Genomic DNA, 24,433 nt, shown 5'->3' on the forward strand with positions numbered 1-24,433 from the left:
CATGTTATTTTTCTTCCTTCTTCTGCGTAGCGTCCTCTACAGGTATAGTGCCGGTGTAATCTGCGGGGAAGCCGTTGAGCTGCCGCCAGAGTTCGTACCATATCGGCACGCTGTTCAGCATGGCCCACCCCTGCACGCCCGAACCGATGCGGAGCGCCTCGGGCCAAGGCTCCTGCTCCGGGTCCTGCACCACCAGCATCCGGTACTGGCCATTGGTGGCCGTATTGTCGATGACGGCTACTTTGCCGCCAAAGGTACCGAAGCCCAGGTTTGGCCAGCCGGAGAACACCAGCGCAGGCCAGCCATCGAACTGCAGGCGTATCGGCGCTCCTTTGTACAGCAGGGGCAAGTCCATAGGTTGCACGTACAGCTCCACAGCCAGTTTCGGGTTATCGGGCATGATGGTGGCGATGGGCTCGCCTTCCTTGATTGTTTCTCCCAAGCCAGCCTTCAGCGTGCGCACCAGGTAGCCTGTCTGCGGGGCCACCACTTCGTAGAATCTGCTGCGCTCCAGCGTGCTGCTATATTCGCTGCGGAGCTTGGATGTCTCGCCCATGGTGCTGAAGAGGTAGGCTTGGTTAGAGTTCAGCTCCGACTCCGCCTTGGCCAATTTGTCATCATACTCGGCCTGTAGCGAGTTCAGTTCGGTGTAGGCATTCTGCAGTTCGGCGCGGGAGCTGGCTAGTTTGTTTTCGTTTGCCAGCAGTTTAGCCTGGGCCTCTTGCAGCTTCAGGCGTCGCGCCTCCAGCTCCGTCAGCGACTTCAGGCCCTGCTCGTAGAGGGCCTCCTGGCGCACGAACTGGTTCTGGGCGATGTCCAACTCCATGCGCTGTGCCACCACTTCCATGCTGTCGCTCTGCACCTTGAGGCGTGTCTGCTCCACTTTGTTCCTGCCTTTGTCCAGGCTGTACTGAAGGCCCTCGCGCAGTGCCTGTATTTGGTTCTCCAGCGCATCGCCCTTGCCTTGGGTGGCCTCCACGGCGCCTTCCTTGGCCTCTACCTGCTCGTTGAGCCGCTCCAACAGCTGCGGGTCGAAGTACTTTTCCTTCACCTCTGACAGACTTACGATGGTGTCACCTTGCTGCACCAACTGCCCCTCCTGCACATGCCAGCGCTCGATGCGGCCAGGTATGGTGGTTTGTATCGTCTGCGGCCTGTCTGCCGGGTTCAGGGCCGTCAGCGTACCTCTGGAGTCAATGTTCTGGGTCCAGGGCAGAAATAGGCATAGAATCAGAAACAGGACGATGCCACCCAGCCAAAAGGCAAGTGTGCGGCCAAGCTGTGGCGTGCGTACCATCTCCATGGCCTCCAGTTCTGCGTGGCTCCGTGCCGCTGTGTCGTAGGGGTTCTCTTTCATGGTCAGGTAGTCAGGTTTGCCAGTTGCTGGTAATAGGTGGTATGCTGGATGTCTTCGAAGTTGCCGCTGGCCACCAGTTTTCCATCCATCAGCAGCAAGGTGCGGTCACATATGGCCATCACTTCCGGGTCGTTGGAGATGATGAGGAGGGTCCAGCCAAATTCCTGCGAGGAAAGCATCTGGATGAGGCGAAGTTTCTCGTGTTTCTCCATACCTCCCCAGAAGTCGTCGAGCAGCAGCATTTTGGGGCGCAGCACCAGGCAGCGCGCCATGATGATTTTGCGCGAGACACTGGCCGGCAGGCGCATGCTGCCACCCGTCAACTGGGTCTGCAGCCCCTCAGGCAGGGCATGGATGAAGTCGGTGAGCCCCACATTGTCCGTCGCCCACACCACGTCTTCTATCGGCACATTGGGAATGCCCAGCGTGATGTTCTCTAGGATGGTGCCATCAAACACCTGCTCTTTGGAGGTGTTGTCCCCAATGAGGCGGCGCAGGCTGTTCTTCTCCAAGTCGCGCATCGACAGGTTGTTGTAGGCGATGCTGCCCTCATACCCGCTGTAAAGCCCCAGCAGCAGTTGGCTGAGCGTCGACTTTCCTGAGCGGTTGAAGCCGGCAATGCACACCCGCTCCGAGGGCTGCACCTGAAAGGAGATGCCGTCGATGGCGTGTTCCTCGGCCTTGGGGTACCGGAAGCGCAGGTTATTCACCTGTATCGAGAGCCCTTGCCCCTGGTTGTTGATGTCCACGCCGCTTTCGTCCTCCAACGGCAGGTCCGTCACCTCGCCTATCTTGTCCAGGCTGGTGAGGAGGTCGTAGATGGTATCAAGCTTGATGATGATTTTCTCCACAGCCGTCATGATGAGGATGATGACGATTTCGGAAGCCACGAACTGTCCAATGTTGATTTCGCGCTGAATCACAAGCACACAGCCCAGCACCAGCAGCCCGCCCGTAATGAGTGTTTTAAACCCCACGAAGCTGAAGTACTGCATCATGAGCACCCGGAAGTGCTGCTTGCGGGCCTTCAGGTAGCTGGTCACGTAGCCGTTGGTTTTCTGCATGGGCAGGTCCGACTGGCCCGCCAGTTTGAAGATGTTCATGGAACGCGCCATCTCCTGCAGCCAGGCCACCAGCTTGTACTTGTATTTGGACTCGGCGATGCTTGTGTCTATACCTTTGGCGCTGGTGAAGTAAAGGATAGCCAGCAGCATCAGCACCACAATCACACTGAAAACAATGAAGTAGGGGTGGTAGAAGGACAGCAGAATCAAACCGAATACAATCTGGACGGCGGACGTGGTGAAGTCGGTGAGCAGCTTGGCCATGGACTTCTGCAGCGACACGGTATCGAAGAAGCGGTTCATGAGCTCCGGCGGGTAGTACTTGTGCAGCGCCTCCAATTGGAGCCGTGGCACCCGGAACACGAAGTCGAAGGCGGTGCGGGTGAAAATGCGCTGCTGGATGTACTCCACCAGCCAGAGCTGCATAATCTGCATGCCGCCCACAAGGAGCAGGCCCAGCACGATGAGGGAAATCAGCACGACCACCGACACCGTCAGCTCCCCGCTCGATACAAAGGCGATGATGCTCTGGATGCCCAGCGGCAGGGAAAGGCTGATGAGGCCGGCGATGATGGCGTAGATGTAGAGGTACACGATTTCGCGCCGCTCGGCGGCCAGTAGCTGCCAAAAGCGCTCCATGGGCGTGTACAGTGACTTTCGTTTGGTGGATTTGCTCATGCTTCCGAATCAGGTATAGTGGGTGCGCCGGTGGTTAGGCGGGGTGGTCTATAGCAGCAAATACAAGGTGCTTTAAAAAGGATGCTGCCTCCTCGGGGGAGCGCTGCGTTCCTTTTATCTCCGTGAGGGAAGGCAGGTGCTGGGCAAAGAACAGCTGCTGGTGCGCCGCCTCCAGCATGGTGCTGATAAGGGCATGCGGATAGGTATAGCCTGGGTTCATGTCCAGCACCATCTCGGCAATGCGGTGGCACAGGCGCTTGTACTCCAGGAAATAGCCCTCCTTGTTGTCCGTATCCACCTCCTTGGTCAGGTATACCTTAGAGGACTCCACGATGACGATGCGGTACAGGGCGCTTTCGTCGATGTGGGCCGTGGCCGAATCGTCGGTGCTGGAAGCCGTGATGACATCGATGGCGCGGCTCAGGCGCTGCCGCGGGTCCAGGAGGTTGTTGGTATGAAACGTGACACGGTAGTCGACCCAGGCCCAGTACCACGACACCAGGTAGACGAGCAGTTTGTGCTTGTTTTCGAAATAGCGGTAGATGGAGGCCTCCGTTGAATTGATGACAGCGGCCAGCTTTTTGAACGTGAACTGCTCAAAACCCAGCTGGTCAATCAGCAGGATACTCTCTTTGATAATCCGGCGGCCTAGCTCCGTGCTCTCGGGTTCGCGGAGGTAGGCTTTGTGGTTGAGGTTAATGGAAATTGTTCTCATGGTAGCTTCTGCTGGTATCAGCTTGTATGTTCTGGTTGTAAAAGCCTGCCGTCACTATAGCAACTAGGCTCTCTTTCGTTTGTTTCGCCCACAAAGTTATGATAACTTTCATGTATAATAGTAATACTATCAAAAAAGTTAGCAAACCGCTGTTATTCTCTGCCTGATGCATGCTGAACCCCCGGCGTATAAATAATAGAGGCACGTGTTGCGTAAAGGCTAGAGGGGCATTGCTTGTACACCCTATACCTGCAAAACCAAAGGCAGAACCTGTCTACTGGCCTCATTTTGAGCAGAAGGGACAAAACAGAAAAAGAAGCGTTACCTTTACAGTCCGCTGCGGCCGTACGTAAGGTATAGCCAAGGGACAACCAGTATAGCATCACCATGAAGTTCGAAGACTACCGCATATCCGACGAAATCAAGAAGAGCCTGAGCAAGCAGGGTTTCCGGAAACCAACCGACATCCAGTTCAAAGCCATACCTCCCATCATGAAGGGGGAGGATGTGCTGGCCATCGCCCAGACCGGGACAGGAAAGACAGCGGCCTTCGCCATACCTATACTGGACAAACTGCAGTTCGGGAAGATGCGCCACCGGGCGGACGGCATCAAGTGCGTGGTGATGGTGCCCACGCGTGAGCTGGCCGTGCAGATAACGGAGGTGTTTGAGGAGCTGGGGCGCGGAACGCGCGTCAAGACCTTCTGCGTGTTTGGGGGTGTGGAGCAGGGGCCGCAGATTGCAAAGCTCGAAGCAGGTATAGACGTGCTGGTGGCCACGCCCGGGCGCCTGTTCGATTTGGTGAGCCAGGGCTACATCCGGCTGGAGCGCGTCGAGATACTGGTGCTGGACGAGGCCGACCACATGCTGGACCTGGGCTTTATCCATGACATCCGGCAACTCATCACCAAGCTGCCCCGTAAGCGGCAAACGCTTTTCTTCTCAGCCACCATCAACGAGAAAATCAAGGAACTGGCCTACTCACTGGTGAACAAGCCGGTACGCATCCAGATTTCGCCAAAGGACCCCGTGTCCAAGAACGTGGACCACTCCGTGATGTATGTGGAGATGGACGAGAAGCGCTTCTTTCTGGAGCGGGTGGTGAAGGAGAACCCCGACAAGAAGATTCTCGCCTTTGTGCGCACCCAGGTGCGTGCCGAGCGCGTGGTGGCCGCCATGGAGCGCGTAGGTATAGAATCAGTGAGCATACATGGGGGCAAGGAGCAGAAAGACCGCACCGACGTGATGAAGCGGTTCAAGAAAGGGGATGTGAAGCTGCTGATAGCCACTGACGTGAGCGCCCGTGGTATCGACATTCCCAACGTGGACTATGTGGTGAATTACGATTTGCCTGACCAGCCCGAGAACTATGTACACCGCGTGGGACGTACCGGCCGCGGCACGGCCAAAGGCATCGCTGTGTCGTTCTGCAGCCAAGAGGAGAAACCCATCCTGGACGAGATACAAACCTATCTCACCAAAGACATCAAGGTACTGCAACTCGACCCCGAGGACCGCGAAGCCACCATCGACTTCAGCCCGGAGGCCAAGTTTGACTGGAAGGCCCTGATGAAGGAAGCCGAGGAAGGCGAGGCCAAGGCAAAAGCCGCCAAAGCCAAGAAAGCGAAAGCCAAAGCGAAGAAAAAGAAGTAGGCGCTATACCTTAGATTATAATAGCCCGTCGCCCGGAAAGTTTTCAGAAGGCCTCTCCAAACGAGACGTAAAAGCCGCTCGCGCCAGACCTGCCGAGCGCATAGTCGAAACGGAGGTTGATATTCTCCTGCCGGTCTATCAGGAACCGAAGGCCCAGGCCGTAGCTCGGCTTAAATTCACGTAGTTCGAACGAACGAAGCTTCGGAGCCACGTCTCCAGCTCCCCCAAAGGCAGTGCCTCCAATCCGCCAGAAAATCGGGAACCTATACTCTGCCTGAAGCGCCATATACTGCCGGTCACGGTAGCGGCCGCGGTAATAGCCGCGCATATCGCTGTCGCTGCCCAGGAGCCCCATCATCCGGAAGGGCGTTTTGCCGGAATTAAACACGCCATAGCCTTGTACCGCCAGCAAGTGCCTCCAGGGCAGCGGGAAGTATTTGCGCAGGTCAAGCTCGAAACGGGTGAAGCGGAAATCGCTTCCGAATGCCTTGTGGAAGCTTGTTGCTGCCAGTAGAGCATAGGCGCCCTGTTGCGGGTTCAGGATATTCTTGCGGTTGTCGAAGGCGATAGCCGCTCCTGCCCCGGACGAGGTGCCGCCCCCGCTGCCAGGTATAGCACCGCTATTCAACATTCCCTCAGGTGTCGGTTTCACCTCATAGATATGCTGTAACTGGTAGCGCGGCCCAATATACCAGTACCGGGGCAGACGGCGGAGCAGCATGGCATTGAACTCGATGCGTTTGCTGTCATAGTTCTCCTCCATTTCCTCTGTGGTACTATTACCGATGCCGTAGAAGTTCTCCGGAAAGTCAAGATACGCTGCCTCTCCAGAGAAAAACAGTCTGTCGCCCTTCGAAAACACGTTCCACTCCGACGACAGAATCAGCTGTTTGTTCTGAGTATAGTTTGCCTCTACTTTGAAGTTGGATGTGCGTGTCAGGGTATCCTGGTGGAGGCGCGCGGTGAGCAGCACGACGGCTCCCGCATACCAGCGTGTTTCAGGGGAGTAGCCAAAAGCGGGCAAGGGCAGCACGCCTACCTTTCTTGAAGCTGCTGAATCGTTCTGGACGGGCCATTCTGCGGCTGTCGCGAAGCGTTGCAGCGGAAGGAATAGCAGCAAGGCGAGAGCAACACGTTTCAAGATGCCTCCTCTTTCTCCTTTTTGGCTTTGCGCTGGGCTTTGATGTAGGCCATCAGGTCATCCAGTTCCTCTGGAGCAATGACATCCTTCTTGAAAGCAGGCATCGCGCCCAATCCGTTTCTGATTTGGAACCGGATGACAAAACCTGGGGCGGGCTTGTCATTGATGGCAGGCCCCAAGCCGGTTTCCCCTCCGGGATGGCATGGCTGGCAGTAAGTATTGTAAACAACCTCTCCCTGAGCAATAGCGGGTTCAGAGGTGGGAATGGGCGCATACGTAGGCTCACCCCGTTTTGCCGTGCCACAAGCCACGATAAACAGCAGGCCGAATAGGAGCAAGGTATAGCGTAGTCTCATAGCCGGCTTAGTTATTGGGTTCTGCTCACTTTCCATACAACACCTGTCTTTTGCTGCGGGGCAGGTCCCTGCTCGGTCATCTGCATCACACCGAAATCCACGATGTACAGGCTCTGCCCGTCCGGCGAGAACTTAACGGCCATAGGCCTTTCGAGGCCTCCGTGCTTCAGCTTGGAGGCCGGCCCGTTCTCCTTTCCTTTGTTCACGGCAAAGTCTGTGATGACGCCGTTGCTCACGTCCACCCGCACCACTTTGAAACCGACCGGGTCCAGTACTTTCCCCGCATTCGGGGCCATGTCGCCAAACTGGGCGATAAACGCCTGCCCCTGATATCCAAAGCCCTCGCTTCTGGAGAAATCTATGCCGTTAGAAGAGGAATGCACGCCGAGTGTGGCGCTAGGCCGGGGTGGCTTGTTGGGGTGGTTGGCGAGCAGCGGTTTTGGGGCCTCTCCACCAGGTTTGCCGAATTTTTCGCCGTCAAACTCCAGTCCGCCTGAATAGTCTGGCCAGCCGTACCAAGTGCCGGGCTGTACCTGCCAAAGGTAATCGCCGGTTCCCCAGACGGGTCGGCTTCCTCTCTCGTCGTAGCTGTTGTCGGTCACATATAGTTTGCCGTCAGGGGCGAAGGCGATGCCGAAGGGGTTGCGGAAACCCCAGGCAACTAACTCCAGTGTGCCGCCTTCTAGGGGCACCCGCATGACGGCGCCGGAGCAGGGCACGCGGCCTTTGATGACCTGGCCATTGGTGGTAGGGGTGCCATAGGGCGCATAGGCGCCCGTGGTCTGTTGTCCTGGCTTGTCTGGTAGCGGGCTGTCCGTGGTGAAATTCTGACCTGTTAGCATAATATCGTCGCAGGGCACGTCATGGAAGTCAGGGAACCGCTTCAGCCATCCGAAATCGGCATTGTCTGTTCCCACTATAGCGGAGTTTGTCGCGGTGCCCTGCCCGAAATAGATATAGCCATCTGAGCCCACTGCCAGGGCATCTGTATGATGGTCACCCAAGGAAGGCATGCCTTCGGCTATGGTCGTGAGTGCGCCATTAGGCGTGATACGCAGAATCTTTCCGCCTTCCATTTGGCCTCCTTCTGAAACATAGAAGTTGCCGTTATGGAAGGTGACTCCTGTCCAGGGGCCATTCTTCTGGCCGGCAGCCAGTTGTGTCAGCCCACCTCCTTGGTCCAGGCGCAGGAGCTTAGGTTCCAGGAAAACCTCGCCATAAGAATAACCCGCTTCAATTACGTACGCCTGGCCCTGGTCATCGAACGTCAAACCGGTAGGAAAGGTGAGACCAGTCGCGACGGCCTCTGCTTTATACCCGGCTGGCAATTCGATGTCTGCCTCATTCACCGGTCTGGAGTCTGTTCTGATATCTCCCTGGCCACCGCCTTCAGATGAGAGCGTTCTATAGCAGCTGCTCAACCCAATCAGAATCAGCAGTGGCAAGAAGTAACTTTTTGTCATAACTATACGGCTATAAATTTTCACATAACCTGTGTATAGCAGCTAACGACTTGGATTTTTTTAGGTTGTGACACTCGCGTCGGTACCAAGCCGCTAAAACAGAAAGAGCTTTGCTACCATGCAAAGCCCTTCTTCTTTTATTAGCAGCTATACCTGACTTGCAGGAAGCCATTGCGGTACAGCTTGTTTTCGGTAGGTATGAGTTTCAATTTGTGCTCGTTGGCCTCCTCTGAGAATAGCGGGATGCCTCTGCCTAATACGATAGGAATGTATGTCAGGATGATTTCGTCCAGCAGCCCGGCATTGAGCAATACTGAGTTCAGCTGCCCGCCACCGATGAGCCAGATGTCCTTGCCCGGCTGCTCCTTCAGTTGCTCTATGAAGTCCACCAGCTTGTCCTTCACAAATGTCACATGCTCCGTGTCCTGCTGCTCGGAACGGCTGAAGACATAGTTCTGGAAATCAGGATAGGGGAAGGGCATGTCGAAACCCAGCACTTGCTTGTAGGTGCTGTTCCCCATCAGCGTCGTGTCGATGGTCTGCAGGAAGGCGGTATAGCCGAAATCCTCGTCGGGAATCGTGTACTTCTTGTCGTGCAGCCAGTCGATATTGCCATCGGGACGGGCAATGTATCCGTCGGTGCTGGCGGCAATGTATAGGATAATCTTTCTCATAGCTTATTGTAGTAGACGGAGCGGCGCATTACAGCACGAAGCGCACCGGGATGTAATGCTTGCTCCTGACGGGTTTGCCGCCCATTATGGCCGGAACCCACTCGCCGGGCAGCAGGCTTACCACGCGCAGGGCCTCCTCCTGCATCCCGAAGTCCAGTCCCTTCGCCACCTCCATGTTTTCCATCTTCCCGGTCTCACTTATCTCCACGCTGATGATGGCTATACCTTCCGCTTCCTCGCGTTTGGCCTCTGCGGGGTATTTCATGTGCTGGGCCAGGAACTCCAGTATACGCACATCGCCCCCGAAGTAGAAGGCCCTGCTGTCCACTTTCTTCCGCACGTATTGCCCGTCCAGGTATACCTTCGCCTCAAAATCCAGCGTGTCGGTTTTTCTGTCGGAGAACACTTCATGGTTGCTAGTGAAGTCGAACTGGTACTCCAGTTTGCCGTTCCAGCCATAAAAAGACCAGACGCCGCTGCGCTTTCCTAGGGCATACTCCCCTTTACAGGCCCATGTTTTGCCCTGCATCTGGTAAAGCCCGTGCATAATGCCGGGGTTCTCCTGCAGCACATGGTAGTCCAAAGTATACTCCTTCAGTCGCTCTTTGGCCTTTTTGGTCTTCGGGCCTGGTTCAGCCGTGCCTTGTGCCGAGGCGCTGCAGATGGCCGCGTATAGCAGGAGTACGATGCAGAGGATTTTCATAGGACAGGTATAGGTGTGTGTTAAACACGAGCTTGCTATACCTGCAAATATATAAAATTCATTATATAATATTATTCCTATGAATTTTTGTGCAGTTGCCCCGCCAAAGTATAGAGGCGGATGCTCAGTATCAGCGGGCGTCTCTGAAAACCAGACGGGTCAGTTTAAAGAAGGAATCGCGGTTGTTGGCGACGAGGCGGTACTGCAGTTCAAACAGCCGGTTTGCGAACGGTATGCGGTGGTACAACCAGCGCCAGGCGCTGCTGCCCCCAAGCTCCAGCACCTCAAACACCGCCCTAGCGTTCTTATAGTGAACCCCTTCCGGCGAAACAAATTGCACCCCACGCTGGAAGTCACGTTTGGGGATGCCGAAGAAGCCCTCAGGCATCTCCTGGTAAGGCCGGTAGTCTACGTTGTTCCTTGTCTGCGCTTTCCAGCGGCCAATCCAGTATTTGCAGAAGCTGCAGTCACCGTCGTAAAGGAGGAGGGGTTTGTCGGGCAGGGCATGCATGTTTGCTAGAGTACGGCGCTGCCCTTCCTGGTTTCGGCGCAGCCGTTGTAGCCAATGGCCTGGTTAACGGGGCAGTAGCGCAGCATTCCCGTCGCGATGGGGATGAGGCCTACGGCAGCCAGTCCTTTTATATTATAGTAAGCGCCAATCCCGATGATGGCCATACCTGCCAACACGCGCAACTTCTGTTCTTTCAAGCCAACATTGCATTCCATAGAATAGAGGGGTTTAGGTATACAGGTATACCGCTTTGGTACTGCCTTAGGTTTCAGTGACCGGCTTATCATAGAGGGCAGGCGCCACCCTCCAGATTCAAGGGAAGGTGGCCGTCGCTTAAGAGCAGCAGACATCTCTGCAAAAAGAACAGGCATAATTAGCGTAGTGGTTTGCGATTGCTATATTTTTAGTATAAATTATACCTTGCTAATAAGTCAAGCTTAACCCTGTTTTGTGTTGAAGAGTCAGACAATGCCTATACCTGTAGTTCATCGTGTGCGGCCAAAGCAATTGGGTGGTCTGGCTGAAGCGGCCTGTTGGGTGGTGGGCATTGCGATGCTCGCCCTGATGGACCCTGTGGGGGAGCATTTGTTCAGCCTGTGTCCGCTGAGCTGGGTGCTGGAGGGGGGCTGTTTGGGCTGCGGGCTGGGGCACAGTATTGCGTTTTTGTTCCGGGGGGAGTGGGTGGCCTCCTGGGAGGCGCATCCAATGGGAGTGCCGGCGCTGCTCATCCTGGGCAGTCGTGTCTTTTCGCTGCTGCGGCGGCATGTTTTACTACAGAAAAACCAACTAACCTATAATCACCATGCCTAACGTGTTCAACATCATGCCGGAGCTCGAGCCGGACGAAATGTCTTTCATACAAGGAATCTTCAACGGCCTGTCGGACCAGGAGGCGCAGCAGTTCGCCACCATCTACAGAGCCCGCCGCCGCGACCCGCTGCTGGTGCTGGTGACAGCCGCCGTCGGCTTCTTCGGGGTGGCCGGTGTGCACCGTTTCATCTTGGGGAGCATCGGCATGGGCATCCTATACCTGTTCACTGGTGGCCTCTGCTTCATCGGCACCATTATCGATATTATCAATTACAAGCGCCTGGCTTTTGAATACAATATAAAAGAGGCGCAGCGGGTGCAGGCCATGATGACGGGGCAGTACGGTGGCATGAACGGGTACGGCATGTAGCCCCTACTCCTTCACGAACTTAGCCTGAAAGAAGCGGCTGCCATCAAAAGCCTTCACCAGGTATAGCCCTGCCGGCAGGGCGGCTACGCGCACCTGCGGAAGCTGCCCTTGCCGTACCCGTTGCCGGAGCACGAGCCGGCCTGTCCTGTCATGCACATCCAAGACGGTGGGCTGGAAAGAGAGGTCCTCCAGCAGCAGAATGTCCCGTGTCGGATTTGGGTAAACGCGCGCCTGGAGCCCTGACGGTTGAATAGGGGTGGAAGTGACGTTGCTGATTACTTTCCGAGCCAGTAGCCAGTTGTTCGGGTCAATAGTCACTCCTGTCACTTGTCGGTCTAATTGAAAAGTATACTGCTCGGCAGGTTGCGTATGCGGCACCCGTATCAGGGTGTCGCCAGCTGCCGTCTGCAGCAGGTATTCTACATCGGTCTTGAAAAAGGGCGTGCTGGCGCTGGGTGTCTGTGTGGCGTTCAGCACCACCTGGTTTCCCTGCTGTTCCCACTGGAGGGTGATGGTGGGCCAGCCTTCGCCTTTGTACCACTGCCCGAAAAAGTAATCCAGGTCCATACCTGTCGTCTCCTCGAACACACGCTGCAGGTCAGCCGTGCTGGCCGTTTCGCCTGCGTATTTCTGTTGGTAGCGCTGCAGCGCCTGGAAGAACAGCGCATCGTTGTGGAGGGTGAAGCGGAGCATGTGCAGCACGGTTGCCCCCTTGAGGTAGCTCAGTCTGTAGTCGAAGATGCGGTTCACATCTGTCGTGTCTTCCACAAACACGCTCCCGCTCGGCACGGCCAGCACCCTTCCTTGTGCCGTGCGTATCCAGTCAGGAGCAGAAAGCGGGCGCAGCTTCTCCAAAGCAAGGTATTCAGCATAAGAGGCGAAGCCCTCATTGAGCCAGATGTCAGCCCAGGAAGCGCAGGTTACGTTGTCGCCGAACCACTGGTGCCCCAGTTCATGCGCCGTCAGGTTGAAGTTGAAGGTGCTCTGGGTGGTCATGGTCTGGTGCTCCATGCCGCCACCCATAGGGGCCATACTGTGTCCGTACTTCTCTGCCGCAAAGGGGTAGAGCGTGAACATCTCCGAGAATGCCTCCAGCAACGGCACCGTCACATCTATCTCCGACTGGAAGCGACTCAGCGTGGTAGTGTTGTACACATAGTTCACAATAGGTATAGGAGCCGCTGCCCCAGCAGGGTTAGCCGACAGGTTGTACTCTATATAATCAGAGACGGCCACCGAAATAAGGTAATAGGCGATGGGGTAACGGGATTTCCATTCATAGCGCACCTTGTTGTTTGGCAGGGGCACGGTGCGGGTAAGCAAACCATTAGAGCCTACTTTGTTGTCGGCACTGGTGCTCACGAATACATGCACAGAATCTGCCTTGTCAGTGAGTACTTGCTTTGTTGGCCACCACTCGTAGGCTGCATAGGGCTGGCTCAGGCTCCAGGTCACGTTGGCGCCTCCCCAGTTCGCTTCCCGGGCAGTCCGGAGCCCATTGCCAATAGCAGCACTCCCGCTCGCGCTTGGGGCAGTTCCCTGGTAAAATACTTGCGCACTCAGAGAGGCGGGTGCCTGTAAGGCTGCAGCCAGCTGCACCGATACGTCACCTGCCTGTCTGGAAATGTCTGTTTGCCGTCGCCCGTTCACTAGCACAGAATCTATCCGGAGGTCGGGATGGAGTTCAAAAGCAAAGGTGTCCAGCCGCGACACCTTCAACTGAGCCACAGTAGTCACATTGCCGGCTATGAAAGTAGAGTTTCGTTCCAGTTGCAGGTCCAGCTTGTAAAAAGTGACGTCATACTGGTTCATGCGGTGCATTTGGACAGGAGCAGCAACCGCCTTCCGCTGAAGCATGTCTATTCTGCTCTCCGCGCAGGTCGCTAGGGGCTGGTTCTGTGCCTGCAAGGTATAGCTGAACAAGGAAATCAGCAGACACCCTAGAAAATGTATAGCTTCTTTCATAACCGAAAAGGATAAGGCGAAATCAGGCAGACCAAATAGAGGGCCTACTACTTTGGAAACGGATGATAGTAAAAGGGGTATCGGATATTTTTATCGTCCCACAACCACAGCCGCCATTTGTTCCACAGCCACTTGCAGCGGTCGGGCCATTTGTTTTATCGAATATACGAATTCGAACGCTTCAATACCTTCCAATCCCAGAAAAGTGGTCGTGCATTACGTCTCCATAACAAAAGACGTGCTTAGACTGGCGCAATCTAAGCGGCACGAAGTGGTCTGCTGTAGCTCTGGTCAGTGTAGCTGACTACACCAGCCAAGCTGAATTATGGAAATACTTGTATGTGCCTCTGTTTGAGAAGGAAAAAGAATTTTGCTGCCAAAGCTTTGAGCAGGTATGAGAAATGCACTCAAGCAGTATTAAATATTTAGATGACAAAGTTGCCAAATCCGAGGATGTGCAATAAAAGCGCAAATATTTTCAGCATTATTGCGCTACATGCAACATTGCTTCAATTGTATTATAGGGGTGCGTAGGAATGATGGGTTTCCTGTTTTTTAGAGATGTTTTTGCTTAAAGGGCAATATATGAAGTGATTACAATCATAAGAAGGCCGGAGAGAAGGGTTGTTAGTGGATTCGGTTTTTGGATGTTGCGTGAAAAAGAGAAAAGCAGAGTTATACGGAATATTTTTTTTGGGGTTTTGCTTTTGTGGATTTCTCTCTATATTTGGTAGCAAAACTATTCCATTATCTAATCTATTTTTTCAACAACCAACAAAACAAGTGTAGTTTATGAAGAAAGTATTACTACTTAACTTCTTGTTCTTGTTTGCGCTACTGGGCCAGGTGATGGCACAGAGCCGAACAGTTACAGGTAAAGTTACGGCGGCGGGGGACGGAGTACCTCTTCCAGGGGTTTCTGTAGTGGTGAAGGGTACCACAACTGGTACTGCTACCAATGCAGACGGATCATTTAGCGTAAACGTACCGGCTGACGCGGGCACATTGGTGTTCCGTTACATCGGTTACGTTACAAAAGAGGTGGCAGTTGGATCGAACAGCACTGTGAATGTGGCGCTTGAGTTGGATAACCAGCAGCTGTCTGAGGTTGTTATCTCGGTTCCTTACGGTACTGTAGCCAAAACAGCTTTTACAGGTGCTGAGTCTACTATCACAGCCCGTGCTATCGAGAAGCAGCAGGTGACTTCCGTATCGCGTGCCATAGAAGGCCTTGTACCAGGTGTTCAGGTAACCAACGGTGGTGGCCAGCCAGGTTCAAGCGCAACTATCCGTGTGCGTGGTATCGGTTCGGTTAACGCCAGCTCTGACCCTCTTTATATAGTAGACGGTATCGCGTTCGACGGTACACTGTCTTCTATCTCTAACGACGACATCGCCAGCATCCAGGTGCTGAAAGATGCTGCTGCTTCTGCCCTTTACGGTGCGCGTGCAGCCAACGGCGTTATCATGATTACCACTAAAAAAGGTAAGAAAGGCAAGCCAACAGTTGCGGTAAACGTAAGATCAGGTCTGTCTGAGCGTCTGGTGCCTGAGTATGACCGCGTAAACTCACAGGAGTACTATGAGTTGATGTGGGAAGCGATGAGAAACAACCGCCTTGCTGCTGTTAACCCTGCTACTAAAGTACCATACACGCCAGATGAAGCAGTTGCGTATGCCACTGAAAACATTGGCGGCAAGAACGGTCTGGTTTACAACCCATTCAACGTGCCAGCTAATCAGGTAATCAACCCTGCTACAGGCAAACTGAATCCAGGTGTGAACCTGCTGTATGAAGACAGCTGGGAAGATGCCCTTTTCAGAACTGCTTCCAGACAAGACATCAACATGAACGTGTCTGGTGGTGCTGACAAGAGCGACTACTTCCTGTCTTTGGGTTATGTGAACGAGAAAGGTATCGTTAAATTCTCTGACTATGACCGCTTCAATGGTCGTCTGAAAGTGAACAGCGACGTGACAGACTGGCTGAAAGCCGGTATGAACCTGTCCAGCACATTGTCTAGCACAGACGGTCTTTTCGCTGACGGTACTGCTACTTCTAACCCGTTCTATTACACTAGAAACATGGGTCCTATCTACCCTGTTTGGCAGCGTGACGCTAGCGGTAACTTCGTAAAAGATCCAGTGACAGGCGCTAACGCCCTTGACTGGGGTAAGGCTACACAGATGGGTGCCAGACCATATGCTGGTAACTCTAACCTGTTAGGCTCTCTTGATTTGGACGATCGTTCACTGAGAAGAGTAGAGGCTACTGCCAACGCTTTCGTTGAGACTAAATTCTTGAAAGACTTCACTTTCAGAACTACACTGGGTGGTAACATCTATGACGCCTTGACAGTGACATTCCAGAACTCTTTGTTCGGTGATGCTGACAACGTAAAAGGTAGAGGTACTAAGGCGAACACGCGTCAAATCTCTTACACGTTCAACCAGGTATTGACTTACAACAAGCAGATAGGCTCACACAACTTCACTGTACTGGGTGGTCATGAGAACTACTTCCTGGACAGCGACTTCGTAACAGCGACTCGTTCTGGCTATCCTTTCCCAGGTATCTCTGAACTGGCTCCTGCTGCAACTGCTGAGGGTTCTAACTCTTATGTGAACAAGCACAGACTGGAGGGTTACTTCACTTCCCTGAACTACGATTACAACCAGAAATACCTGCTTTCTGCTAGCTTCAGAAGAGACGGTTCTTCTAGATTCTACGAAGACGTACGTTGGGGTAACTTCTGGTCAGTTGGTGGTGGTTACAGAATCTCTGAAGAGAGCTTCATGACTGCTGACTGGATTGATGACATGAAGCTGCGTGCCAGCTACGGTGAGCAAGGTAACGAGGCGCTTCCGTCTTACTACGCTTGGCAAGGTCTTTACTCATTGGGCTGGAACAACGTAGGCCGTCCAGGTGTAATCATCTCTTCTCTTCCAAACCAAGAACTGCAGTGGGAGAAAAACTCTAACTTCAACGTAGGTGTTGACTTCTCTCTGTTCAACAAAGTAGAAGGTACTGTAGAATACTTCAACAAAGTTTCTGACAACCTGTTGTTCGCTGTTCCGCTTCCTTACTCAACTGGTATCACTACCAGAGACGAGAACGCTGGATCCATGAAGAACTACGGTTTCGAGGTTCAGTTGGGCTACAACGCTATCAGAACAGCTGATTTCGACTGGAGAATCGATGTGAACATGTCTCGTTACAAAAACGAAATCACAAAGCTTCCACAAGAGGAAATCATCTCTGGAACTAAGAAGCTGATGGTAGGTCGTTCTATCTATGACTTCTTCATCCGTGAGTATGCTGGCGTAGATCCTAACAACGGTGACGCGCTGTACTACAAAGATGTTCTGGGTGAAGACGGTAAGCCAACAGGCGAGCGTATCACTACCAACAACATCAACCAGGGCAGCCAGTACTACCAAGGAACTGCTATTCCTGACCTGGTAGGTGGTGTAACGAACTCTTTGAGATTCAAAAACTTCGACTTCTCTGTATTGGTGACTTACTCACTGGGCGGTAAATTCTACGATGGCAACTATGCCACCCTGATGCACCCTGGTTCTTACGGATCAGCCTGGCACAAAGACATCCTGAACAGATGGACTCCAGAAAACCGTAACACAGATGTTCCAAGAGTACAGAACGCACTGGCTACGCAGAACGGTATTTCTAGCAGATACCTGTTCGACGCTACTTGGGCGAACGTGAAGAACATCAACCTGGGTTACACACTGCCAACTAACCTGGCTGGTAAAGTTGGTCTGAACAGCGTGAGAGCCTTCTTAGCTGTTGACAACGCTTACCTGTACACAACCGAAAAAGGCATGGACCCACAGCGTTCATTCACTGGTACATCGGACTTCACATACCCTCCGTTCCGTACCTACACTTTCGGACTTAACGTCAACATTTAATAGTAGAATTCACAATGAAGAATATATTTAGAAAATTAAGCCCGCTAGCATTGGCATTGATGATGCTGACGAGCTGCGAGAAAGAGTACCTGGACACCAAGCCAACGGACCAGGTATCTATCGATACTGTATTCGAGACAGTAGACGGTGCTTGGGTTGCCTTGGACGGCACGTACCGCTCTATGTATACCAGCTTGACCAACCATGGTAACTTCGGTCAGAAGTCTTACGACCTGATGAGTGACCTGATGGGTAATGACATGGTGGTACACTCGGCTGGTTACGGCTGGTTCAACCCTGAGTATCAGTACACGGCTATTCAGTCTGTAAACAACGATCAGAGACCGCACAGAACGTGGTTCTACTATTACAGATTGATTAACAACGCAAACAGGATACTAGATGGCCTGGAAACCGCTGTAGGTCTTGATGCTGACAAGCAGAACATCAGAGGACAGGCACTGGCTATCAGAGCGAACTCTTACTTCTACCTGGTTAACTTCTGGCAGCACACTTACAAAGGACATGAAAATGCTCCTGGTGTGCCACTTTATACAAAAGGAACCATAGAAGGTGCTCCAAGAGCATCTGTGCAGGAGATTTACAACCAGATTGTTGCTGACCTGACTGAGGCAGAGACGCTGCTGGATGGCAAGCCACGCAAGCACATCTCCCACATCAATGCCGCAACTGCAAAGGGTATCAGAGCAAGAGTGGCGTTGCAGATGGAAGACTGGGCTACAGCTGCTATCAAAGCACGTGAGGCTCGTGGTACCATTGCACCTATGTCAGCTGCTAACTACCAGGCTGGTTTCAGCAAGCCTAACAGCGAATGGATTTGGGGACTTGAAGTGAATACTGAGCAGGCTACTATTTACGCCTCGTTCTACTCACACATCGACCCATACTCTGGTGGCTATGCAACATTAGGTACCCAGAAGAAAATCACCAAGGAGCTGTATGACTTGATTCCTGAAACTGACATTCGGAAGAAAGTATTCGTAACTCCTGGAACTGGTACTACTACAGTTCCTGATTACGCTGCTATCAAGCTGCGTCTGCCAACAGCTGGTAACTGGATGGGTGACTATATCCTGATGCGTGCTGGTGAGATGTACCTGATTGAGGCAGAAGCTTTGGCCCGTCAGGGAGACAACGCTGGTGCACAAGCTGTGCTGAATACGCTCATCAAAGCTCGTAACGCTGCTTATGACGCATCAGCTCTGACTGGTACTGACCTTATCAACGAAATCCTTCTTCAGAGAAGAATCGAGTTGTGGGGCGAAGGCTTCTCTCTGCTTGACATCAAGCGTCTGAAGTTGCCAATCAACAGACCAACAGGTCCAGGAAACCACGACCCAGGTCTGGCAAGAATATTGACTCTTCCAGCTGAGCACCCAAGCTTCCTGTTGAAGATTCCTCTTGCAGAGATTACTTCTAACCCAGCCATCTCTGAGGCAGATCAGAACCCAGACTAATTACGTTTAGGTAATTGATATAAAGCAGCCACTCCACATTGGAGTGGCTGCTTTTTTTACGTCCAGTGAATAGTAATCAAAGAGTCACTGCAGAGGGTGCAGGCAAAGGAAAGGGGTGAAGTAATTTGGGTGCATGGGTATCTTTTTGAAGTAAAAGCTATATTTTTAAGACGGTGGAATCCAAAATCAACAATGAAATGAAAAACAGATACATATACCCACTACTAGGCATGGGCTGCTTCGTGTCAGGCGCCTTTGTCACCAAGCTCGCAGAGGACAAGATAACCGTTGACATGCTGCGAAATGCACAGCAGGTGATTGGGTTGAAGTTCACAGATGCACAGCTCGATTCGGCAACGGCTAACGTGACAGAGTTCAGAAGCAGCTATGAAAGTATCAGAAAGCAACCGCTTTCAAATGATGTAGCGCCTGCTCTGCAGTTCAATCCTATACCTGTCGGTTTCAGCTTTGAGCAGAAGCAGGAAAAATTTGAGGTCGAGCGCAGTAAAGGTTTGAAATTGCCTGCAAACCAGGAAGATTTGGCATTCTATACTGTGCCTCAACTGGCAGAGCTACTCCGCACCAAGCAAATATCATCAGAAGAACTGACAAAGTTCTTCCTGGCAAGGCTGAAACAACATGGTCCAACATTGGAATGCGTGACGACACTGACGGAAGAACTGGCGCTAGAGCAAGCACGCAGAGCCGATAAAGAAATAAAAGCCGGTAAATACAAAGGAATGCTCCATGGTATACCTTACGGCGTGAAGGACCTACTGGCGACCAAAGGCTATAAAACAACCTGGGGCTCGGTGCCTTACAAAGACCAGCAGTTGAACCTAAATGCCACCGTAGTAGAGCGGCTGGAGCAGGCAGGGGCGGTACTGGTGGCAAAGCTAACCTTAGGAGAACTGGCCATGGGCGATGTGTGGTATGGCGGCAAGACAAAATCTCCATGGGATACCTCCAAGGGCTCTAGTGGGTCATCCGCAGGTTCGGCATCGGCGGTGGCGGCAGGCTTACTCCCTTTTGCCATTGGCACAGAAACGCTTGGCTCGATTGTGTCGCCGTCCACGGCCTGCGGCACCACAGGCTTGCGTCCCACATATGGCCGCGTGAGCCGACATGGAGCTATGGCCATGAGTTGGTCTATGGACAAAATTGGCCCAATAGCCCGTTCGGCAGAAGATTGTGCCATTGTATTCAATGCTATCCATGGCCCTGACGGTAAAGACCAGACGGTGATAGACGCGCCCTTCAACTACAACAAGAACATCAACGTGAAGAAGCTGCGCGTCGGCTATCTGAAGAAAGACTTTGAGCGGGACTACGGTTTTAAAGAGAACGACCAAGCCACGCTGGAGGCGCTGCAGAAAGCAGGTATAGAGCTGGTGCCAATGGAGCTGCCCAACCTGCCAGCGCGTGACCTGACACTGACGATTTCAGTGGAAGGGGCCGCTGCCTTCGATGAACTGACTCGTAGTGGTCGTGACAGCCTGATGGTGCAGCAGCATAAGAACGCCTGGCCCAACATTTTCAGAGCAGGCCGTTTTGTGACAGCCGTCGAGTACCTGCAGGCACAGCGCGTGCGCACGCTCCTGATTCAGCAGATGCAGGAGAAGCTAAAAGATGTAGATGTCTACATCAGCCCATCATTTGCTAGCAGTAACCTGGTGGTGACGAACCTGACGGGGCACCCGTGTGTGGTAGTGCCAAACGGATTCCAGAAGAATGGCATGCCTACTACCATTACCTTCATGGGTAAGCTGTATGGAGAGGCGCAGGTGCTGGCCCTCGCCAAATTCTACCAGGACCTGACGAACCACGATGAGCAGCGTCCGCCCATGGCTTTAAGCTCCGCGAAATAGACACGGCTATACCTGAGCGGCAGGGGCCAACGTGCTATGGTTTGGCATAGACATCCAAAATGCATAATTTGAGACAATAACCAGTATTCATCCTAATCTACACAACCTAATGATGCTTCTTAAGAAGAAAGCTACGCTGCTTCTATCCTGGCTGGTGCTGTCTGGGGCGGCTGTGCAAGCCCAGCAGGACAATACCAAACTGAGCGTAGAGAAAATCATGCGCGACCCAACCTGGATTGGCACCTCCCCAAGCAATGTTTTCTGGTCTGAAAACGGCAAGAAAATCTACTTCAGCTGGAACCCGGACGCGAACCGTAGCGATTCGCTCTATAGCGTGTCAACAGACGGCAAAAACATCGTGAAGGTGAACCCACAGGAACGGAGAACACTGCCAAGTCCTTTTGGGCGCTACAACAAAGCTGAGACCAGGAAAGTCTACGAAAAGAACGGTGATATTTACCTGTTGGACGTGAAGAGCGGCAAAACGCAGCAGGTGACGAATACCGTTGAGCGTGAAAGCAGCCCTTCCTTCAGCCATGACGAACAGAAGGTAGCCTACGTCAAGGACGGTAACCTATACCTGTGGACTATCAGCAGTGGTCAGGTGGCGCAACTGACCGACTTCAGAAAAGGAACAAAACAGGCTAACGGCGATTCTAAAGACCCACAGCGGGAGTGGCTGCGTGAGCAGCAGCTGGCGCTTCTGCAAATCGTTCGGGAGCGAGAGGAGGATAAAAAGGCCGCGGAGAAGCAGCAGAAAAAGGATAGCCCATCCCGACCTAAGGAGATATACCTGGGAGAGAAGTCGGTGGACAATGTCGTTCTGAGCCCGAATGAGCAGTACGTTACTTACAGGCTGGTAACAAGACCGAAGAGCGCCAAAGTGGCTATCGTGCCGGATTATGTGACCTCTTCAGGCTATACCGAAGACATCAACACACGCACTAAGGTGGGCGATGCCCAGGGCACCTTTGAGTCGTTTGTGTACGACATCCGCCGTGACACCACCTTTGCGCTGCAGCTCAAGGACATTGAGGGCATCATAGACCAGCCCGCTTACCTGCTCGACAAAGACACTAAAGCCAGCGCGGCAAAAGAAGCAGCCACCAAGCCAGCCAAGCAGGAGATGCGCGGTGTCACGGTGTTCGGGCCCATCTGGTCTGACAATGGCAAGCATGCCGTTATGGTAGGCAGGTCAGCAGACAACAAAGACCGCTGGATACTCAAGCTGGACCCCGCCACAGGCAAACTGACTACACTGGACCGCCAGCGCGACGAGGCCTGGATAAATGGACCAGGTATAGGTTTTGGCACAGGTGACATTGGTTTTATGCCAGATAACGAGCATGTGTGGTTCCAGTCAGAGGAAAGCGGCTATTCGCACCTGTACACCGTGAATGTGAACAACGGGAACAAAAAGGCCCTGACAAGCGGAAAGTTTGAGGTTTTCAGCCCTCAGATTTCAGACGACAAGAAGAGCTGGTACTTCACGGCCAACAAAGTACACCCAGGAGAGAAGCACTTCTACAAGATGCCGCTACAAGGCGGAACCATGACGCAGCTGACTTCCGGCACAGGCGCACATGAAGTGAGCCTATCGCCCGACGAGAAGACGCTGGCCATCCGGTATTCTTACAGCAACAAGCCGTGGGAGCTCTACGTGCAGGACAATAAGAAAGGAGCGAAGCCACGGCAAGTGACGCGGTCTTTGACGGAGGAGTTCAAGTCCTACAACTGGCGGGAGCCGGAGGTGATATCCTACAAGGCGAGCGATGGGGTGGATGTATACGCCCGCCTGTACAGGCCTGCCAATGCCGCTGCGAATGGTCCAGCCGTGATTTTCGTGCACGGGGCAGGTTATCTTCAGAACGCGCACAAATGGTGGAGCTCTTACTTCAGAGAGTACATGTTCCACAACTTCTTGGCCGATAATGGCTATACCGTATTGGACATTGACTACAGAGGCAGCGCCGGCTATGGCCGCGATGTGCGTACCGGCATTTACCGATTCATGGGCGGCAAAGACCTAAGCGACCACGTGGACGGTGCCAAGCTGTTGGTGGACAAGTACAACGTAGACCCGAAGCGCATCGGCATCTACGGCGGCTCTTACGGTGGCTTCATCACACTGATGGCCATGTTCACCGAGCCGGATGTGTTCGCGGCGGGTGCCGCCCTACGCTCCGTTACGGATTGGGCGCACTACAACCACGGCTATACCTCCAACATCCTGAACGTGCCGCAACTGGATAGCACGGCCTACGCCAAAAGCTCCCCAATCTATTATGCAGAAGGGCTAAAGGGCGCACTATTGATTTGCCACGGCATGGTGGATACCAACGTGCACTTCCAGGATGTGGTACGCCTGACGCAGCGCCTGATTGAGTTGGGCAAAGATAACTGGGAACTGGCCGTATACCCTGTAGAGGACCACGGCTTCACAGAACCAGCCAGCTGGACAGACGAGTACAAGCGCATCTACAAGCTCTTTGAAGAGAACCTGAAGAAGTAAGCTATTCAGTTGAAAACAGAAAAGGCGTGAGAAGATTTGACTCTCACGCCTTTTCTGTTTTTGGTAACTGCGTTTTTTCCTGCTGCTTCCAACTATGTTAGAAGGTATAGCTCAGGTTCGCTCCCTGCGAGGCAGTACCATCCATTGTAGGGATGATGGCAGGAGAGAGCGACAGGCCAGTATTGTTGTTCTTCTTATGCAGCTGCGGCACCAGTATACCTGTGGCGGCACCCACTGCGTAGCCCAATAGGTTATCGCTCAGAAAGTGCTTTCCGGCTTTCAGCCGGAAGTAGCCAACAGAAGCAGGTATAGCCGCTGCAGCCGCCCATACATAGGGGCGGGCCGGGGAGTCTGGGTTAAAGTCATGGAACACCTTGGCAAAGAAGAAGCTGGCGCCTGCCGCAGCCGAGGTATGGCCGGCATAGAAGGAGTTCCGGGCGTTGGCCCGCATCTTCTCCGACACATCCACATCGGCGCTATACACCAGCGGCCGGATGCGAGGGTTAAGCCCATTGGTCATGGTGAAGAGCGCGCCGGTAACGGCCATGGTCTGGACGTAAAGCCCCAACACCTGTCCAGCGTGGCCTTTCACGTTTTCGTTCAGAAGCAGCGTAAACGGAAGCGCAAACGAACCATAGAATGGAAAGTCGCTCGCCTTTTTGGCACTTTCGGAATCATAACCGGCGGAGAATCTGTCAAAGCTGTTCACGTCCTTGCGGTTCAGGCTGATAACCTCCTCCTCCGTCAAGCCATTTTTGTCCTGCATCAGGGTGAGTCCATAGTAACTGAGTCCCATACCTGCCACCGTGATGGGGGCATCCACTTTGAAACTGGTCTTGTAAGGAGAATCGCTTTGTGCCTCTGCTGCCCCTGCCATAAAAGTGAGGCACCAGATGAGTATCAAATATTTCTTCATATAGTAACTTTCGAAACGTACAATTTTTTAATTTGAAACGGTCCTATATACAAAAGGTTTTAGATATACTGAATGCTATATTAGGAACCACCAGAAAGCATTTATGTTTCAGAGACTTGGGCAGGATTAAGGTTTGGTTTCTATGCTAGGTGCAATTAACCGGCCCTGTATGTGCCATCCCTCATACAGGGGCACCATCGTTTTTTTTCTTCTGCCGTTGAAGGTTTTTAAGTATGCTGGAATTGGCGTAGTTTTGTAGCCGCTGT

General features: G+C 53.1%; 19 protein-coding genes. 7 read left to right on the plus strand and 12 right to left on the minus strand.

All coding sequences use genetic code 11. The annotated features are described in order from the left end of the window. Positions 1 to 4: 4 nt before the first annotated feature. Genes B051_RS0103330 through B051_RS0103340 form a run of 3 tightly spaced genes read right to left on the minus strand, consistent with a single transcriptional unit; the run spans position 5 to position 3,814 of the window. The gene (locus B051_RS0103330) at positions 5 to 1,357 is read right to left on the minus strand and encodes an HlyD family secretion protein (protein WP_018476762.1); all 1,353 of its coding nucleotides are present in this window, start codon (positions 1,355 to 1,357) and stop codon (positions 5 to 7) included. 2 nt (positions 1,358 to 1,359) lie between these two features. Continuing rightward, a complete protein-coding gene (locus B051_RS0103335; protein ID WP_018476763.1) occupies positions 1,360 to 3,099 on the minus strand; it encodes a peptidase domain-containing ABC transporter in 1,740 nt (579 codons plus the stop codon). 34 nt (positions 3,100 to 3,133) lie between these two features. After that, a complete protein-coding gene (locus B051_RS0103340) occupies positions 3,134 to 3,814 on the minus strand; it encodes a TetR/AcrR family transcriptional regulator (RefSeq protein ID WP_018476764.1) in 681 nt (226 codons plus the stop codon). Positions 3,815 to 4,201: 387 nt separating this feature from the next. Here B051_RS0103340 and B051_RS0103350 point away from each other — a divergent pair, with 387 nt between their 5' ends. Beyond that, positions 4,202 to 5,467 carry a DEAD/DEAH box helicase gene (locus B051_RS0103350; protein ID WP_018476766.1) on the plus strand — a complete coding sequence of 422 codons (1,266 nt, stop codon included), beginning with the start codon at positions 4,202 to 4,204 and terminating at the stop codon, positions 5,465 to 5,467. A 43-nt stretch (positions 5,468 to 5,510) separates the two neighbouring features. Here B051_RS0103350 and B051_RS0103355 read toward each other — a convergent pair whose 3' ends face one another. The 7 genes from B051_RS0103355 to B051_RS0103385 form a co-directional block, all read right to left on the minus strand. Next, positions 5,511 to 6,608 (minus strand): BamA/TamA family outer membrane protein, encoded by a 1,098-nt coding sequence (locus B051_RS0103355; RefSeq protein ID WP_211214313.1) that lies wholly within the window; start codon positions 6,606 to 6,608, stop codon positions 5,511 to 5,513. After that, positions 6,605 to 6,964 (minus strand): c-type cytochrome, encoded by a 360-nt coding sequence (locus B051_RS0103360; protein WP_018476768.1) that lies wholly within the window; start codon positions 6,962 to 6,964, stop codon positions 6,605 to 6,607. The genes B051_RS0103355 and B051_RS0103360 overlap by 4 nt, the downstream gene beginning before the upstream one ends. A gap of 11 nt (positions 6,965 to 6,975) precedes the next feature. Continuing rightward, positions 6,976 to 8,427, minus strand: coding sequence for a PQQ-dependent sugar dehydrogenase (locus B051_RS0103365; protein ID WP_018476769.1), 1,452 nt, complete (start codon positions 8,425 to 8,427; stop codon positions 6,976 to 6,978). 140 nt (positions 8,428 to 8,567) lie between these two features. Continuing rightward, complete coding sequence (locus tag B051_RS0103370) at positions 8,568 to 9,101, minus strand: dihydrofolate reductase family protein (protein WP_018476770.1); 534 nt, start codon at positions 9,099 to 9,101, stop codon at positions 8,568 to 8,570. Between the two features lie 28 nt (positions 9,102 to 9,129). Then, complete coding sequence (locus tag B051_RS0103375; RefSeq protein ID WP_018476771.1) at positions 9,130 to 9,804, minus strand: energy transducer TonB; 675 nt, start codon at positions 9,802 to 9,804, stop codon at positions 9,130 to 9,132. Positions 9,805 to 9,934: 130 nt separating this feature from the next. Next, positions 9,935 to 10,315, minus strand: a complete 381-nt coding sequence (locus B051_RS21900; RefSeq protein ID WP_018476772.1) for a thiol-disulfide oxidoreductase DCC family protein — start codon at positions 10,313 to 10,315, stop codon at positions 9,935 to 9,937. A gap of 5 nt (positions 10,316 to 10,320) precedes the next feature. Beyond that, positions 10,321 to 10,530 (minus strand): YgaP family membrane protein, encoded by a 210-nt coding sequence (locus tag B051_RS0103385; protein WP_018476773.1) that lies wholly within the window; start codon positions 10,528 to 10,530, stop codon positions 10,321 to 10,323. Between the two features lie 238 nt (positions 10,531 to 10,768). Here B051_RS0103385 and B051_RS0103390 point away from each other — a divergent pair, with 238 nt between their 5' ends. Together B051_RS0103390 and B051_RS0103395 are read left to right on the plus strand one after the other, a co-directional pair. Then, positions 10,769 to 11,125: a DUF2752 domain-containing protein gene (locus B051_RS0103390; RefSeq protein ID WP_245539568.1), complete on the plus strand. Its 357-nt coding sequence runs from the start codon at positions 10,769 to 10,771 to the stop codon at positions 11,123 to 11,125. Next, positions 11,118 to 11,495 carry a TM2 domain-containing protein gene (locus tag B051_RS0103395; protein WP_018476775.1) on the plus strand — a complete coding sequence of 126 codons (378 nt, stop codon included), beginning with the start codon at positions 11,118 to 11,120 and terminating at the stop codon, positions 11,493 to 11,495. Before B051_RS0103390 ends, B051_RS0103395 begins: the two co-directional genes overlap by 8 nt. Positions 11,496 to 11,498: 3 nt before the next feature. On the opposite strand, the gene B051_RS0103400 is transcribed toward B051_RS0103395, so the two are convergent. Next, positions 11,499 to 13,460 carry a M1 family aminopeptidase gene (locus B051_RS0103400; RefSeq protein WP_083919416.1) on the minus strand — a complete coding sequence of 654 codons (1,962 nt, stop codon included), beginning with the start codon at positions 13,458 to 13,460 and terminating at the stop codon, positions 11,499 to 11,501. A gap of 792 nt (positions 13,461 to 14,252) precedes the next feature. Between B051_RS0103400 and B051_RS0103405 the strand changes: the two genes are divergently transcribed. From B051_RS0103405 to B051_RS0103420, 4 genes are all read left to right on the plus strand, one after another. Next, positions 14,253 to 17,393 (plus strand): SusC/RagA family TonB-linked outer membrane protein, encoded by a 3,141-nt coding sequence (locus B051_RS0103405; protein WP_026236160.1) that lies wholly within the window; start codon positions 14,253 to 14,255, stop codon positions 17,391 to 17,393. Between the two features lie 14 nt (positions 17,394 to 17,407). Next, a complete protein-coding gene (locus B051_RS0103410; RefSeq protein WP_026236161.1) occupies positions 17,408 to 18,871 on the plus strand; it encodes a RagB/SusD family nutrient uptake outer membrane protein in 1,464 nt (487 codons plus the stop codon). Positions 18,872 to 19,068: 197 nt separating this feature from the next. Next, complete coding sequence (locus B051_RS0103415) at positions 19,069 to 20,739, plus strand: amidase (RefSeq protein ID WP_033316705.1); 1,671 nt, start codon at positions 19,069 to 19,071, stop codon at positions 20,737 to 20,739. Between the two features lie 109 nt (positions 20,740 to 20,848). Then, a complete protein-coding gene (locus B051_RS0103420; protein WP_018476780.1) occupies positions 20,849 to 23,251 on the plus strand; it encodes a prolyl oligopeptidase family serine peptidase in 2,403 nt (800 codons plus the stop codon). A gap of 97 nt (positions 23,252 to 23,348) precedes the next feature. On the opposite strand, the gene B051_RS0103425 is transcribed toward B051_RS0103420, so the two are convergent. Then, positions 23,349 to 24,167, minus strand: coding sequence for a phosphatase PAP2 family protein (locus tag B051_RS0103425; RefSeq protein ID WP_018476781.1), 819 nt, complete (start codon positions 24,165 to 24,167; stop codon positions 23,349 to 23,351). Positions 24,168 to 24,433 lie beyond the last annotated feature (266 nt).

It is taken from the genome of Pontibacter roseus DSM 17521, assembly GCF_000373265.1.
GTDB lineage: Bacteria > Bacteroidota > Bacteroidia > Cytophagales > Hymenobacteraceae > Pontibacter > Pontibacter roseus.

Excerpts from the sequence above, each read along its gene's own strand:
- B051_RS0103360 (WP_018476768.1), bottom strand. The coding sequence starts at position 6,964 with ATGAGACTACGCTATACCTTGCTCCTATTCGGCCTGCTGTTTATCGTG.
- B051_RS0103420 (WP_018476780.1), top strand. The coding sequence starts at position 20,849 with ATGATGCTTCTTAAGAAGAAAGCTACGCTGCTTCTATCCTGGCTGGTG.
- B051_RS0103350 (WP_018476766.1), top strand. The coding sequence starts at position 4,202 with ATGAAGTTCGAAGACTACCGCATATCCGACGAAATCAAGAAGAGCCTG.
- B051_RS0103410 (WP_026236161.1), top strand. The coding sequence starts at position 17,408 with ATGAAGAATATATTTAGAAAATTAAGCCCGCTAGCATTGGCATTGATG.
- B051_RS0103405 (WP_026236160.1), top strand. The coding sequence starts at position 14,253 with ATGAAGAAAGTATTACTACTTAACTTCTTGTTCTTGTTTGCGCTACTG.
- B051_RS0103340 (WP_018476764.1), bottom strand. The coding sequence starts at position 3,814 with ATGAGAACAATTTCCATTAACCTCAACCACAAAGCCTACCTCCGCGAA.
- B051_RS0103330 (WP_018476762.1), bottom strand. The coding sequence starts at position 1,357 with ATGAAAGAGAACCCCTACGACACAGCGGCACGGAGCCACGCAGAACTG.
- B051_RS0103370 (WP_018476770.1), bottom strand. The coding sequence starts at position 9,101 with ATGAGAAAGATTATCCTATACATTGCCGCCAGCACCGACGGATACATT.
- B051_RS0103385 (WP_018476773.1), bottom strand. The coding sequence starts at position 10,530 with ATGGAATGCAATGTTGGCTTGAAAGAACAGAAGTTGCGCGTGTTGGCA.
- B051_RS0103415 (WP_033316705.1), top strand. The coding sequence starts at position 19,069 with ATGAAAAACAGATACATATACCCACTACTAGGCATGGGCTGCTTCGTG.
- B051_RS0103425 (WP_018476781.1), bottom strand. The coding sequence starts at position 24,167 with ATGAAGAAATATTTGATACTCATCTGGTGCCTCACTTTTATGGCAGGG.
- B051_RS0103365 (WP_018476769.1), bottom strand. The coding sequence starts at position 8,427 with ATGACAAAAAGTTACTTCTTGCCACTGCTGATTCTGATTGGGTTGAGC.
- B051_RS21900 (WP_018476772.1), bottom strand. The coding sequence starts at position 10,315 with ATGCATGCCCTGCCCGACAAACCCCTCCTCCTTTACGACGGTGACTGC.
- B051_RS0103335 (WP_018476763.1), bottom strand. The coding sequence starts at position 3,099 with ATGAGCAAATCCACCAAACGAAAGTCACTGTACACGCCCATGGAGCGC.
- B051_RS0103395 (WP_018476775.1), top strand. The coding sequence starts at position 11,118 with ATGCCTAACGTGTTCAACATCATGCCGGAGCTCGAGCCGGACGAAATG.
- B051_RS0103400 (WP_083919416.1), bottom strand. The coding sequence starts at position 13,460 with ATGAAAGAAGCTATACATTTTCTAGGGTGTCTGCTGATTTCCTTGTTC.
- B051_RS0103375 (WP_018476771.1), bottom strand. The coding sequence starts at position 9,804 with ATGAAAATCCTCTGCATCGTACTCCTGCTATACGCGGCCATCTGCAGC.